This window comes from Thalassolituus sp. (assembly GCF_984348125.1).
On the sequence record NZ_CFHJLR010000008.1, the window covers coordinates 13,242 to 27,572 of the forward strand.

Sequence of the window (14,331 nt, forward strand, 5' to 3'; positions counted from 1 at the left end):
TAGGCGCGCCGGCTTTAACAATGCTGAATCCAGGGCTAACTATCTTTGACTGATATTAGATATAGCTCGATATTCCCCGCACTTCAGGGAGGCGTCCAGCCGGATGTCTCCAATCGCTACACGATGTAACCTCAATACCGGATTTCTAAAGTGCCCGAACATACGTTTTATCTGGTGGTACTTGCCTTCAGTTAACGTCACTGTTCCAGTATAGGGAGTCAGTCGCTCAAGGGTTGCTGGCTTAGTAGTAATACCTTCGAACGAAAAATAGATGCCTTCTTTAAAGGCCTTCACACACTCGTCGCTTATTGGGTTCTCCAGTGTCACTTCGTACACCTTTGCGACTTTTCTATCGGGTGCCATGAGCGCCTCAGACCAGTCGCTGTCGTTAGTCAGAAGCAGTAAGCCGGAGGAGTTCAGATCCAGTCGCCCGGCAATATGCATATCGCAAAGTTCAGCTTCAGGGAACCCTGCATCACGGAGCACATCAATGACGGTTGGATGAATATCGTCTATTGTGGCACTGACGACACCAACCGGTTTATGCAGCAGGACATAACGGCGAGTGCGATTCTGTAGCTCTTTGCCATCCAGAGTAATACGCGAGAAGTGATCAACCGGTTGATTGATGTCGGTCGCTACCCGTCCGTCTACCGTGACGCGGTTCTGCGCTAAGAGCGAGCGAACCGAGCGCTTCGGTGTGCCTGTGGTAACACTTAAAAACCGATCCAGGCGATAACGCTTCGCGGTCGCCATGTTCAGCGATTTTTCCAGATGTTGGCGACCGCCTTATCATTGCCTAGAAAGCCAACAATTAAACAAACCAGACCGATCAGCCCGAAAATAATCGCCGGGAATGCGCCGCCCGCCTGACCTGCCTGAACAGCAACCCAACCGCCGGCACCCGACAGCACGAGAAACAAACTTCCTACGGCAATCAGAATGGTTCGGTGAGATTCTTTATAAACGTATTCATCTTCGCTGTTTTCAAAAATATTCAGGATCGGAGCAAAGAGTTTTCTTAGAGCGTTTTTCATAGTAAATACTTTTTTATTGTGGCTTTTTACATCACTAGCGGTAACAGAACCGCGTGCAAGGTTGCGGTCAGAGTCATCGCCATCGCGGAATAAGCCGCTTGCTGATTTCCCAGCTCAATCGCACGGCTGGTACCAATGGCATGAGCACAGACACCCAGCGTAAGTCCCATGGCTTTGGGGTCATCGAGTTTAACGGATTTAAGCAAAGGCGGAATCATCAACGCACCGAACACGCCGGTAATGATGACAAACGCAGATGCCAGCGCACCAATACCGCCCAGTTGCTCACTGACCGTGACCGCTACCGGCGTGGTCACCGACTTGGTCGACATCGTAACTGTGATCGTGTCATTGCCGATCCAGAAATGCGCCATCGCCACCGCAACGGCCACCGTGGTACCGCTGCCCAGACTGATCGCCAGCGAGATGCGCAGCCACTCCTTCTTCATCACATGAATAAACTGATAAAGAGGCACAGCCAGCATCACCACCACTGGTCCAAGCATCAAGTGCAGGTACTGCCCGCCCTCCATGTAGGTATCAAAACTGATGCCGGTGACCTCAAGCGCCACAGAGACCAAAATGATGCCCGTCAGAATCGGCGGCAGAAACGCCGTATTACCTAACAGGCGATAGATGTGCTGACCCACAGTAAATGCCGCAATGGTCAGCATCGCCCAGAACAGCGGCATATGCAGAAGCTCATTCAGCATCAGACTTCCTCCGGAACCTCATAATGGCCGCACAGACAATCGCGCCGGGCACAATACTAACCGCCATAATCACCAGCAAGGCAACGCCGTTCTCTGCCAGCAGCTCCTTCTGAGTCACGAGGCCCACACTCACCGGGATAATAAACAGAGGCAACAGCGGCGACAGCGTCTTACTGATCTGCGACAGCGACTCAGGCGCACGCCCACGAATCATCAGGAACACTAGCAACAGCAGCATACCGATGATAGAGCCGGGGACAGGCGAATCCAGTTGGGACTGGAGCAGGTTGCCTGTGACAAGAAAGAAAAGAAGAATTAAAAGACCAGTCATCTGACAATCACCATGACTCAGGCAGCTTACGGGATGAATGAAAAACGCGAAGTATCTCGACGCGTTTGAGCCTCGCGTTAACGCGGTAGGGCACGATGTATCGTGTGGCAGGAACTATCAGCTCGCGTGTTCCGGGAATCCGGCCGGGGTGTCCTAGTGCAGGGTTATCTGCCAGAAGGCCAATGGCAGAGGTTGTGCTTTCTACGACTCTCATCGCTTCGCCTGGATCTGTCTCAGCGATGTAATCTGCTTCCTGCGTCAGATTGCTGAGCGCTTTGCGTAGCCACTTGATTTCCATCTATGGGGTCACTTCTTTGGCGTCTGCCATTTGCTAAGCGCGTCTGTCACCTCGGTTTCTGAAGCAAAGTCACCAGCATCCGCCTCCGTGAGGGCATCGAGAGTTTCCTGAATCTGCCATTCATTCAGCTCAACGAACTCACGCAATGCCTCGCTCGCCAGAAACGATTTAGAGCGATGTGTAGCAGTTGCTAGCTTATCCAGCCGTTCTTTGAGCTCAGGTTCTAGCCGTATAGTCATGGTTGTGGACATAGGGCACGCCTCACTATGCTGTGTTCAAGTGTACACAATGTAGCACGGTTTGATCGGAAGTGGATAGTTCGCCATGCAGGTTGACTCTTGTGGGTAATAGGAAAAACATGGGCACCAGCGTGAGAACTTCCCAGGCGTCAAAGGATTGTTGAAATGGAATTGTTTATAAGAGTATTCGTGTCGGTGCTGACCGCGTTAACTTCTTTTGCTTTGTTGTTGAGCGGCTTATTTTCACTAATTGTTTGGTACGACGACGGTGAATTGGCGGATTTATTACCCGCTCTTGGTGTCGCCGGTATGATTTGGGTTTTTGGTCTCGTCTTATTTGGATTCAGCGGCCCCTTCTTCTGGTGTGTTTTCTATTTTCTTCTTCAGAGGCTAAAGCTTTCTGAGTTCAAAAAACATTTTCTGGCTGCACTTTTATCCACGGCAACAGTCTCCACCCTGCAATTTAAAGTAGTCTTTAAGGAAGATATTGATCTGGAGAACTCAACTATTTTTCTGCCATTTATTCTGCCGGTTGTCGTTTTAAGCCTGGTTTTGTACAAGCGTTGGTACATAAAGAAGCCTGCTTGACCTGATTATGAAGTGGGCGACCATAGCAATAGTCACGGTTGATGGTTGTTGCAGAGTTCGCTGATTTGAGATTCCTATCAGTCGCGGGTATTTACCCAAGAAGTGCGAATGATATAGCGTGGTGCTACTTCCATCTATATGAGTGATGCAGGAGCTACAGCCCCTGCACAGTCTCCAGTATTTTCGCGTACTGCTCATGCTTATCAGGAAACACCAGCATCGCTTGCAGGGTCTGAATTGTTGCTGCCATTTTTACCGTATTCATCGCGCTTTTGTGTTCACTCTCTGCGATTGCCTGCAGTGAGCTTATGAAGGCACCCATGACTTCACGCACGGCATGGTTAAAACGGTCGGCTGAGCCCAAATTACATTCGAGTGCGAATTTCACGGCTTCTTCGATGGTTTTATTCAGGTTTTCTTTGATGTTTTGCTGCGCTTCTTCTGACTGTGTTTTCAGAGCCTCGATCTGTTGCTCAGCTACGTTTTCTATCTCAGCGCTCTGAGCGCTGTCGCTGAGGGTATTCTTATCCGTGCTCCTCTGCGCCAGTGGTACTTCTTTAGACGCGTTGCTGGCATTAACCGGCGATGTTGCTTTCTCTTCTGTAGGGTTGGTCTTTTTGAATTGAGCCGCGGTACTTGCCGTGTCGATGCTATACAGCGTCGATATGCCCTGGGTCAGTGCGGCTTGTGCGATGATTCCTGCCTGCTGCTGGGCGCTAGTGGCATTATGCGCTGCGTTTGAAAGCGCCTGAGCGGTCGCCTGATACAAATTCCCCATGGCCATTGCAGGGGCGTCGGCCAGAACTTTTACATTGCTTTGGGTGATGGAATCAGTGATCTGATCATTAACTGCGGTAGGGAAGGCCATGGGGTTAATCCTTTAAAGACGGTTAACCCCACAGTAAAGCGATCTCTGTTTCAGAGTAAAGTCAGAATGCGCCAGCTACACGGAAGAATATCCCGTAGGTGGCGAAAAAACTCTCAGATCCGTACTCTGCTTCAACACCCGGGCCGATATCGTAGTCGGACTCGAAGGTGTAGGTGTTGAGAGTGCCTTCGACACCAAGGCTGGCACCAATGATGTAGTCGGCAACGGGAGCGACGGCTTGAAAGCCAACACCATAAGTACTACTTATTGAAAACAGTGAAGAGGCTCCGGATACGTTCAGTGCCGTGCCCTCACCAGGATTGCCTGTGTCTGCGGCAACTTGCTCCGTCGCGATTTCGTAGTCTATTTCTACTTGATCACCGGGTGTGTAGGTTGAGAACCCCATAAGGATATCAAGATCCAGGAACAGGCCTATGTCCCGCTTTCCCGTGCTTGCTACTTGATCGAAACTGTTTTTGAGTGAATCAACCCGAAGCCATAGGCCAATCGTTTCAATGGTGCCCTCAGCATCAATCGCCTGATACGGATAGTTACCTTCTTCGTTGTATCTTTCAAATTCGCCGGTACGGGAGTTAAAGCCAAATTCGGGATTCTGATTTGTGTCTACATCGAGGAGGACAGGAAATACGCTTTTCTCGTAACCAATACCGACGTAGCGGTCGCCGTAGCGCTGGACACCCACGGCAAGAAACTGAGACTTACCGTCGAATTCGGGATCTTCCGGGAGGAGTGTCTGAAACAATTCATCAGGGTCCTGATTACCGGGAAATCTTGCTTCGTCAGTTTCTGAAAAGCGCCCTTTGATCGAGCCCTGGCTAGTCACCAGCATGATCCCGCCCCAGTTGAATATCGCTTTCAACTGATCGATCTCCTTGTCGGCATCAAGTAGTGCAGATACCTCTACGGAGAACTTTTTACTGGTTGGGCTGGAGTAGGTCAGCTCGGTAAAGGTGGTTGAGTCGAAGGTAACACTGTCGCCAGGGAAGACGACTGAGTCCTCGTCGCCAAACGGTGTGACCTGGGTTTGTTTGTAGGCGACAAACTGTTTATCGAGAGCGTGACTACTGAGAGGCAGTGCTGCCCCAAGAACTGTGGTTGCTATTCCAAGGCCAATGCGGCCGGCTGGCGTGCCTTTGCGTATCATCATGATCCCCTGCTTATCTTTGTTCTATGACGACATTATGAGACAGATAGAGACAAATTTCAGATGGCATCTTGGGACACTTGGCAGGAATGATATGACTGTTTGGGAATATTCTCCTGCACAGCGGTGATTGCAATGCAGGAGGTTAGTGAGTGCTTGCGAATTGTAAGCGTTACTTCACCGTTCAGGCGGTTGTTGCTTCCCGCTCAGTAGTTTCAGTTACTGTCCCAGACTCCATGGACGCAAGACTTCCCAGCTCCTGGTCGAATTCGCCAATAAAGCTTTCCATTTTGTCATCGGAAAATTCAGCCGAGGGGTATGACAGGTTCACATTGAAAACGCCATCAATGTTGCAGAGCGTCATAAACATCCCGAAGGTCGGCACTGTAGCGATAACATCTTTTACCCTCGCTGCTTCGCCGGCTTTGTTCAGAAAGTCGAGACTACCAACCGTAGAAAAATGGATGGTCGGTACTGGGATCGTTCCTTTTCTTTTGCCTGCCAATATCCCCAGAGAGTAAAGCTTCTTACCGACGAGAGTGAATGCTTTATCAAGAAGCCAGGGGTAAGAAAGCTTTTTGTGCTTCAGTCTGTCGATTGCGGTAGTGAGTTGGCTTTGCAGGTTTTCCATCATGCGCTGCGGGGATTCCATATCTTTACGGTACGCCCTGAGTATGGAAGTAGTAACGTAATTACCAAATACAGGCGCATCTTTTTCGAAATAAGTGCGCAGATCGTATGAGAGGCGGATGGATACAGTATCGCCGTGCTCTTCGCCGTATCGCTCAAAGAAACTTCGTGCAAGCGCAGTGAGGAAGTAAATATTAAGGCTGTAGCCCATTGATTTGGCTTTCGGCTTCAGGTCGGCCAGTTCATTCTGGAGGTACCGGTGCTTCATAGAAACAGAGCCGATAAAGTCTGTTTTTGTTTCTGCCGGGCTGATGATTTTGTCGTGAGCCGTTTTTTTATTTTCGGCTGAGAGTAATTTCCAGGACTTAAATACCTGGATGGGTGCGGTGATGTAGGGTTTCTGGAATACGCCCGGCACCATTGATGGGTCTTCAAGGGCTTGCGCTATGGTTTCTTTGCCATTCAGGTGCGCCATCAATGACGAGACCATATTAATCCAGCCAACACCGTCACAGGTCATGTGGTGAACTGATATCAGCAGGATGTTTTCTTCGGGCAGGAAGCGGATTTTAATCGGCAGTGCCTGCTGAAGAGTGAATGACTCGTTGAGAAACTCATTCTGGTAATCCTTGAAAGCCTGTGAATCAAAAGGAAGATCTCTCTTTATCTTGAAGGCGTCATCGAATAAAGCGTTGATATGAATTTCATCAGAGATAACTTTCAGGCGCTGCGAGAAAAGCGTCGGTTCTACAATTGTTCTGAGTTTCGGATAGAGATCCATTATGTGCCTGAAGGCGGATCGGATTTCCTCCTCAGAGTGCACCGTCGCAAGCCTCAGCGTAATCATCTGTGAGACGGAGGGTGCAAGGTCCTCGACGACCAGATAGAGAAATTCAGATTTGTTCAGCTTGAGGTATTTGCTGTCGGTTTGCATGATCAAACTCCTTTTGGTGACGTGCACCCCTGATCGTCTTGCCAGGCACTGCATGCGCTTTGGAATCGGTGAGAGATTTTTTCTTTAACAATACTGCGGTTTAAAGAGGCTTGCTACCGTAACGAATGGCTTGTGCTGCTGATGTCTGTCGATTGGCGTGAATAGGCCAGCTAAGGAAAGCGAGACGGGTACTGCGTGGAGTTACTATTGAAAATCACCTACTCAGAGAGAGTAAGTGGTGCGGAAGGAGAGACTCGAACTCTCACACCTTACGGCACCAGAACCTAAATCTGGCGTGTCTACCAATTTCACCACTTCCGCAAAGAAGAGGTGGCGATTCTACTGATTATTGCGGTTATTGCAAGCCTATCTTGGCGCGTTCTGGTGTCTGCGGTATCGTACTGGCATCTGACAACAGGAAGTTCTCTATGAACCCAAGCGATACCCGCCTGAACACCAATATTCTGCTCGTAGCTGCTGCTTTTGTGATTGTGATCGCGGGTGTTAAAAGCGCTGCGAGTATTCTGATCCCGTTTTTGTTGTCGATCTTCATTGCGATTCTGAGTGCTCCCGTGATGCGCTGGCTGACGCATCACCGCGTACCCGAAATCGTCGCTGTGATTCTGATTCTTGTGGGATTTCTGCTGTTCGGGACGATTCTGGCCACCTTTGTTGGTCGAACGATTAATGCGTTCTACCAGGATATGCCACTGTACGAGAGTAAGTTGCAGGCGCTAGTCGATCAGTCGGTTGCCTGGTTGCAGGCCAACGGTGTGGACGTCTCTGATAATGTGCTACGAGAGTACGTTAATCCGGGCGCCGTAATGAAAATGGTCGCCAACGTTTTCAATGGCCTGGGCGGCGTTTTAGCGAATACCTTCCTGATCCTTTTTACGGTGATCTTTATTCTGCTGGAGGCGGCGGGCTTCCCGGCAAAACTGAGAAAAGCCTTGGGTGACAAAACTCAGGCGGTTCAGCACTTTGCCCGTTTCTCTCAGCTGGTTCAGAAGTACCTGGTGATTAAGACTCTTGTGAGCTTAATGACGGGGGCCAGTATTGGTATCGCGCTCTGGGTTATTGGTGTTGATTACGCTGCTATGTGGGCGTTGGTCGCATTTCTCCTGAACTACATCCCGAATATCGGCTCTATTATTGCGGCGGTGCCAGCTGTGCTGGTGGCGCTGATTCAACTGAGTGTTGGTGAAGCCGCGCTGACGGCGCTTGTATACGTTATTGCCAATACTTTCTTTGGCAACATCGTTGAACCCAAGATGATGGGGCGGACGTTAGGTCTCTCGACTCTGGTAGTGTTCTTATCTCTGGTGTTCTGGGGATGGGTGCTTGGCCCGGTAGGTATGCTGTTGTCTATTCCGCTCACCATGGTTGTGAAGATCGCGTTCGAGGTTAACGATCGCACTCGCTGGGTCGCCACTTTGCTGGATCAGTGACCGGGCGATCAGAGTATATAGCCAAGGCCGATCAGTCAGCGTAAATCGGTAAGCGTAAATAAGGGTAAAACCGTGTGGGCGCAGTTACAGCGCGGGGTTACTCTGAATGTAAAGATTAAGGGTAAGCTATGAAATCTGTACTGTTGATTGATGATGATGTTGAGCTCGGTGAACTGCTCAAGGAATACCTTTCGATGGAAGGGTTCGAACTGACTGCAGTGCACGATGGTGAAACTGGCTTACAGCAGGCGCTGTCGGGTGATTACAGCCTGGTGCTGCTCGACGTAATGTTGCCCAAGAAAAATGGTTTTGAAGTTCTGCGTGAGCTGCGCCAGAAGTCTTCTATTCCGGTCATTATGCTGACTGCCCGTGGCGAAAGCGTTGATCGTGTTCTGGGGCTCGAACACGGTGCCGATGACTATATTCCCAAGCCTTACCACCACCACGAGCTGATGGCGCGTATCAAAGCGCTGTTCCGTCGTATCGAAATGTCAGCGGAAGAGCCTGAATCGACCTCAAATGAGCTTAAGGTTGGTGAGCTTGAGCTGAATCCAGCGACCCGCACTGCCACGCGCAGTGGCGAAGAACTGCCCCTGACGGGCGCAGAATTCGGTGTGCTGCAGTGCCTGATGGAAAACGTCGGGGATCTTGTGGATAAAGATAGTCTGTCGATGGCGGCACTGGGTCGCCAACTGATGGCCTACGACCGCTCGATTGATATGCACGTCAGTAACCTGCGTAAAAAACTCGGTAAGCGTGACGACGATTCAGATTGGATCAAGACCGTCCGCAGCCGTGGCTACATGCTGGTGCGGGTGTAAGGTCTGTTTTGCTGACTAGCTTTATTACTCTCTGGGTAGTGGTGAGCCGCTGATGGTGCGCTGGTACCGCTCTCTGTTTCTGCGCATCTTCCTCTGGTTCTGGTTGATGGTGTTTTTCTCCATGACGGTGGCGATTGGTGTCATCGTCTGGCTGGAAGATGACTACTACCGCGAAGCCAACACGCAGGAAATCCGCTTGTTGCGCACCATTGTAGAAACTCAGCGTCCGATTCTTGCTGAAGAGCGTCGCTTTTGGCGCCGTTTGCGGCCGGGCTGGAACCTGGTCATCACCCCCCTCGATAACATCAGTCAGCTTCCACACGACATTGAAGAGTTCGCCGACGAAGCGGCAGAGCGTTCTCAGATCCTCTGGGGGCAGGACGACGGCTGGCAGATGATCGGCCCTGTGAGTCGCGGTAATTACCTTTATGTCGCTGTTGCACGGAGTGGCTGGCAGGGCGTGCTCGAAGACGAGAACCGCTGGTTGATCCCCGTGACTGTGGTTCTGGTAGTTACACTTATGTGTTCGCTACTGGCCTGGTCCATGACACGTCCGGTCCGACGCCTGCAAGGCGCTGTGAAACGTCTGGCGAAAGGCGATTTTGATATGTCTGCCCTCAGTAAGACTTATCGACGCCACGACGAAATCGGTGCACTGACACAGGAAGTCATCGATATGGCGGATGCTTTGCAGCGCCTGCTGCATAGTCATCAGCAATTGCTTCGCGATGTATCACATGAACTCCGCTCGCCACTAACCCGCCTTCAGATTGCTTTAGCGATTGCCCGCAAAAAAGACGAAGGCAGTAAATTGATCGCAGAGCATGATCGTATTGAACGCGCTGTCGGTCAGGTAGATAACCTGATCGGTCAAATGCTTGATCTGGCACGTCTGCAACAACAGGATCAGGCAGAGTTGCTGCGCGAAGAAGACATTGTGCAGGAGCGCTTACAGGAGTGGCTGGATGATGCTGAAATCGAGAGTAACGACCATAAGCTGAGCATCCGCTGTGACATCGATTCAAAACCCATCAAGGCTGACTGGGACTGGCTGCTGGTTGAGCGGGCCTTCGATAATATTCTGCGCAACGCCATCCGTTTCTCGCCTGAAGGAGGTGAGTTAGTCATCCGCTGTCACGAGCGCAGCGGAGTCGTGGCTTTGTCCGTGCGTGATTCTGGCCCCGGTGTTCCGGAAGAAGAGTTGTCACGTATTTTCGATGCGTTTGCGCAGGTGGACTCTGCCCGTGATCACGCCTCTGGTGGCTATGGTATCGGCCTTGCTCTGGTGAGTCGCATCACCGAGCTACACAATGGCACAGTAGTCGCCGAAAACCAGTCGCCGGGCCTGCGGGTAACGCTTTCTATGCCGGTATCTGATAAAAAATCCGCCTGACATCATGAAATGTTCATAAATCATCCAGATTCCCCCTTTTCTTCTGGAGTTTCCCAGCTGTTTTTGGTATTAAATACGGCCCTTTTGCCCCAGCACCTCCGGAAGAAGCGGTGTAAGAGGCGAAATTACACAAACAGCGACGAAACTGGACACCGACTATGTCAGAAGATTTCAAACAAGCGGCATTGGATTACCACGAGTTTCCAAAGCCGGGTAAGATCAGCGTTGAGCTGACCACGCCAGCACAAACCTCACGCGACCTGTCATTGGCATACAGCCCGGGTGTGGCTGAGCCTGTGAAAGAAATCGCTGCTGATCCTGAAAACGCTTACCGCTATACCGCCAAAGGCAACCTGGTTGCAGTAATCACTGACGGTTCTGCCATTCTTGGTCTGGGTAACCTCGGCCCGTTGGCGTCTAAGCCAGTTATGGAAGGTAAGAGCCTGCTGTTCAAGCGTTTTGCCGGTGTAGATTCAATCGACATTGAAGTTGAATCTGAAAGCCCACAGGCCTTCATCGATACAGTTCGTCGTATTGCTAATACTTTCGGTGGTATCAACCTCGAAGACATCAAAGCCCCTGAGTGCTTTGAAATCGAACGTACTCTGATCGAGCAGTGTGAAATCCCTGTATTCCATGACGACCAGCACGGTACTGCGATCGTAACGGTTGCTGGTGTACTGAACGCTCTGGAAATCGTTGGTAAAGACATCGCTGACGTTAAAATGACTGTACTGGGTGCAGGCGCGGCAGCAATCTCTTGCTCCAAGCTGCTGATCCTGGCAGGCATGAAGCCAGAAAACATCTTTATGTGTGACCGTAAAGGCGTGATTCACTCTGGCCGTGACGACCTGAACCAGTACAAAGCTGGCTTCGCTATCGACACTGACAAGCGCACTGTTGACGACGCTCTGAACGGTTCTGACATCTTCCTCGGTCTGTCTGGTCCTAACATGGTGACTGGTGAGCAGATCAAGACGATGGCGGCTAACCCAATCATCTTCGCTTGTGCGAACCCTGTCCCAGAAATTATGCCTGAAGAAGTAGCAGCAGCACGTGACGACGCCATCATGGCGACGGGTCGTTCTGACTTCCCGAACCAGGTAAACAACGTACTTGGCTTCCCATTCATCTTCCGTGGTGCTCTGGACGTACGTGCTCGTCGCATCAACGAAGAAATGAAGCTGGCTGCTGCTAAAGCGCTGGCGGGTCTGGCGAAAGAGCCAGTGACTCAGGAAGTTCTGGATGCATACGGTCTGGATTCTCTGGAATTCGGCCCTGAGTACATCATCCCTAAAGCGGTTGATAGCCGTCTGCTGGGTGTTGTGTCGACTGCAGTTGCACAGGCTGCGATTGATACTGGTGCGGCTGATGGCCCACTGCCAGCAAACTACCCACTGAAGTCTATTTCAGACATCTGATCTGAATTTCAGTGAGTAATAAAAAGGCCGCTATTCGCGGCCTTTTTTGTGTCTGACTCCCGCCTGTTCAGCACAGCCGGGCAGGGGCTGGAATACTGTAGGAGCGCAACGCGAAGCTTGCGCGAGATAGACGTCATTCTGGTCGCGCGTATTTCTTATCCCAAATAAATCGCTACCAGATAGCAAATAAAAAGCCCGGCAGATTTCTCGGCCGGGCTTTTTTATTCAAACGTCGTTGCTATCAGCTCTTCTTAGGCTTGGCGCGCTTACGTTCGTTTTCGGTCAGCAGTTTCTTACGCAGACGGATGCTGGTAGGAGTCACCTCTACCAGTTCGTCGTCTTCGATGAATTCCAGTGCCTGCTCCAGGGTGTGTTTCACTGGTGGTGTCAGGTTGATCGCTTCATCGGTACCGGATGCACGGACGTTGGTCAGCTGCTTTGCTTTGGTTGGGTTAACCACGAGGTCATTATCACGGCTGTGCAGACCCACGATCATGCCTTCGTACACTTCAGTCGCTGGTGATACGAACAGACGACCACGTTCCTGCAGAGTGAAGAGGGCATAACCCAGAACCTTACCAGCAACCATAGAAACCAGTACGCCGTTGTGGCGGGTAGAGCCCAGACCGGTCTGAACCGGACCGTAATGGTCAAACACGTTGGTCAGGATGCCTGAACCGGACGTCATGGTCAGGAACTGGTTACGGAAACCGATCAGACCACGTGCTGGCATGATGAACTCAAGACGCGTACGGCCTTTGCCATCAGGAACCATGTTGGTCATTTCAGCGCGACGGTTGCCCATTTCTTCCATAATGGAACCCTGGTGCTCGTCTTCGATGTCGATAACAACCTGCTCGTATGGCTCCTGCAGCTCACCGTCGACTTCTTTCTGAACCACTTCCGGCTTACCGATGGCCATTTCGAAGCCTTCGCGACGCATGGTTTCAATCAGTACCGACAGGTGCAGTTCACCACGGCCAGAGACTTTGAATTTCTCCGGGCTGTCACCTTCTTCAACACGCAGAGCCACGTTGTGGATCAGTTCCTGTTCAAGACGGTCTTTAATATTACGCGAGGTAACGTACTTACCTTCTTTACCAGCAAATGGCGAGTCGTTCACCTGGAAGGTCATGCTTACGGTAGGCTCATCAACCGTCAGTGGCGGAAGAGCTTCAACATTGCCGACAGCACACAGGGTGTCAGAAATGTTCAGGCCGTCGATACCCGAGATACAAACGATGTCACCGGCCGCAGCTTCATCAACGTCGACACGGTTCAGGCCGTGGAAGCCTTTTACCTGCTGGATGCGACCTTTGCGGGTGTTGCCTTCCGCAGTGATCAGCTGGATGTCAGTACCCGGCTTCAGCTTACCGCGAGTGATGCGGCCAACACCGATAACGCCCACGAAGCTGTCGTAGTCGAGTGCAGAAACCTGCATCTGGAACGGGCCATCGAGCTCAACTTTTGGAGCTTCAACGTGGTCAACGATCATCTGGAACAGTGGCGTCATGTCGTCAGCCATGTTCTCAGGATCATCGCCAGCAATACCGTTCAGGGCGGAAGCGTAAATCACAGGGAAATCGAGCTGTTCTTCGGTCGCGCCGAGGCGGTCGAACAGGTCGAAGATTTCGTCCATTACCCAGTCAGGACGTGCACCCGGACGGTCAATTTTGTTGATAACAACGATAGGACGCAGGCCGCGCTCGAATGCTTTCTGAGTTACGAAACGGGTCTGAGGCATAGGGCCATCAACCGCGTCTACCAGCAGACACACTGAGTCAACCATCGACATAACACGTTCTACTTCGCCACCGAAGTCGGCGTGTCCAGGGGTGTCGACGATGTTAATACGGTAGTCGTTCCATTTAATGGCGGTGTTCTTCGCCAGAATGGTAATACCGCGTTCTTTCTCCTGATCGTTGGAGTCCATCACGCGCTCACCGCCCTGATTGCGGTCCAGAGTACCGGACTGCTCTAAGAGCTTGTCGACCAGAGTAGTTTTACCGTGGTCAACGTGGGCGATGATGGCGATGTTTCTGAGATTCTCAATCACAACAGTAGCCTTCAGAATTGTGAGCCCTGATGGCACTGCGTCAGCAGAGTCAGGAGCAGGTTAAAATTTGAGCGCGGAGTATACCTGAAACACATTACAGCTGGGATATTTCTTTCATGCCGTGTCGCAGTAATACACAAGAGGTTTCGGTACGCCAGAAGGCAGGATAAAAAAGGCGTGGATTTGCACCAAAGAGCATATACGGCAGGGGGGCTGTGAACATATACTGTGCGGGCCTGAAATCGCACACCGATGGAAGGAAATAATTGCATCAAAATAGTGCACATTGCCAGATGTGTGATTCATAGAGGTGCATTCAGAGTGTGCGACATTCCGGTCTAGCCCGTAAGTAGTGGGTTTGCAGTGATGTCCAAAATGGCACACTACTT

Annotated in this window: 15 protein-coding genes and 1 tRNA gene; 5 read left to right on the forward strand and 11 right to left on the reverse strand. The window is 51.1% G+C overall.

The genetic code is table 11. The features are described from left to right. Positions 1-39: 39 nt before the first annotated feature. From AC5E51_RS07455 to AC5E51_RS07480, 6 genes are read right to left on the reverse strand one after another with little or no spacing between them, the layout of a single operon-like run. Positions 40-756 (reverse strand): pseudouridine synthase, encoded by a 717-nt coding sequence (locus AC5E51_RS07455; RefSeq protein ID WP_273087020.1) that lies wholly within the window; start codon positions 754-756, stop codon positions 40-42. A 2-nt stretch (positions 757-758) separates the two neighbouring features. Further along, entirely contained in the window at positions 759-1,037 is a 279-nt protein-coding gene (locus AC5E51_RS07460) for a hypothetical protein (RefSeq protein WP_297531449.1), read from the reverse strand. Positions 1,038-1,063: 26 nt separating this feature from the next. Then, a complete protein-coding gene (locus tag AC5E51_RS07465) occupies positions 1,064-1,750 on the reverse strand; it encodes an LrgB family protein (protein ID WP_301377232.1) in 687 nt (228 codons plus the stop codon). Then, on the reverse strand, positions 1,740-2,081 hold the full coding sequence (locus tag AC5E51_RS07470) for a CidA/LrgA family protein (protein WP_301377234.1): 342 nt from the start codon (positions 2,079-2,081) through the stop codon (positions 1,740-1,742). The genes AC5E51_RS07465 and AC5E51_RS07470 overlap by 11 nt, the downstream gene beginning before the upstream one ends. Positions 2,082-2,088: 7 nt before the next feature. Beyond that, positions 2,089-2,379 (reverse strand): type II toxin-antitoxin system RelE/ParE family toxin, encoded by a 291-nt coding sequence (locus tag AC5E51_RS07475; RefSeq protein ID WP_491778385.1) that lies wholly within the window; start codon positions 2,377-2,379, stop codon positions 2,089-2,091. Positions 2,380-2,387: 8 nt separating this feature from the next. After that, complete coding sequence (locus AC5E51_RS07480; RefSeq protein ID WP_273087009.1) at positions 2,388-2,630, reverse strand: CopG family ribbon-helix-helix protein; 243 nt, start codon at positions 2,628-2,630, stop codon at positions 2,388-2,390. 153 nt (positions 2,631-2,783) lie between these two features. On the opposite strand from AC5E51_RS07480, the gene AC5E51_RS07485 reads away from it, so the two are divergent. Beyond that, positions 2,784-3,206, forward strand: coding sequence for a hypothetical protein (locus AC5E51_RS07485; RefSeq protein ID WP_076514270.1), 423 nt, complete (start codon positions 2,784-2,786; stop codon positions 3,204-3,206). Between the two features lie 154 nt (positions 3,207-3,360). Here AC5E51_RS07485 and AC5E51_RS07490 read toward each other — a convergent pair whose 3' ends face one another. The 4 genes from AC5E51_RS07490 to AC5E51_RS07505 all read right to left on the reverse strand — a co-directional run bounded on the left by AC5E51_RS07490 (position 3,361) and on the right by AC5E51_RS07505 (position 7,124). Next, positions 3,361-4,074, reverse strand: a complete 714-nt coding sequence (locus AC5E51_RS07490) for a RebB family R body protein (RefSeq protein WP_439849041.1) — start codon at positions 4,072-4,074, stop codon at positions 3,361-3,363. Positions 4,075-4,135: 61 nt separating this feature from the next. After that, a complete protein-coding gene (locus AC5E51_RS07495; RefSeq protein ID WP_301377236.1) occupies positions 4,136-5,242 on the reverse strand; it encodes a hypothetical protein in 1,107 nt (368 codons plus the stop codon). A 181-nt stretch (positions 5,243-5,423) separates the two neighbouring features. Further along, positions 5,424-6,803 (reverse strand): condensation domain-containing protein, encoded by a 1,380-nt coding sequence (locus tag AC5E51_RS07500; RefSeq protein ID WP_301377237.1) that lies wholly within the window; start codon positions 6,801-6,803, stop codon positions 5,424-5,426. Between the two features lie 236 nt (positions 6,804-7,039). Continuing rightward, positions 7,040-7,124, reverse strand: a tRNA-Leu gene (locus AC5E51_RS07505). 107 nt (positions 7,125-7,231) lie between these two features. Here AC5E51_RS07505 and AC5E51_RS07510 point away from each other — a divergent pair. From AC5E51_RS07510 to AC5E51_RS07525, 4 genes are all read left to right on the forward strand, one after another. Next, complete coding sequence (locus AC5E51_RS07510) at positions 7,232-8,251, forward strand: AI-2E family transporter (RefSeq protein ID WP_301376790.1); 1,020 nt, start codon at positions 7,232-7,234, stop codon at positions 8,249-8,251. Positions 8,252-8,379: 128 nt separating this feature from the next. Next, positions 8,380-9,072: a response regulator gene (locus AC5E51_RS07515; RefSeq protein WP_273091850.1), complete on the forward strand. Its 693-nt coding sequence runs from the start codon at positions 8,380-8,382 to the stop codon at positions 9,070-9,072. 52 nt (positions 9,073-9,124) lie between these two features. Next, complete coding sequence (locus tag AC5E51_RS07520) at positions 9,125-10,465, forward strand: HAMP domain-containing sensor histidine kinase (protein WP_076514267.1); 1,341 nt, start codon at positions 9,125-9,127, stop codon at positions 10,463-10,465. A 158-nt stretch (positions 10,466-10,623) separates the two neighbouring features. Beyond that, entirely contained in the window at positions 10,624-11,886 is a 1,263-nt protein-coding gene (locus AC5E51_RS07525; RefSeq protein ID WP_297531466.1) for a malic enzyme-like NAD(P)-binding protein, read from the forward strand. 241 nt (positions 11,887-12,127) lie between these two features. On the opposite strand, the gene typA is transcribed toward AC5E51_RS07525, so the two are convergent. Beyond that, positions 12,128-13,942 carry a translational GTPase TypA gene (typA, locus tag AC5E51_RS07530; RefSeq protein WP_297531470.1) on the reverse strand — a complete coding sequence of 605 codons (1,815 nt, stop codon included), beginning with the start codon at positions 13,940-13,942 and terminating at the stop codon, positions 12,128-12,130. Positions 13,943-14,331 lie beyond the last annotated feature (389 nt).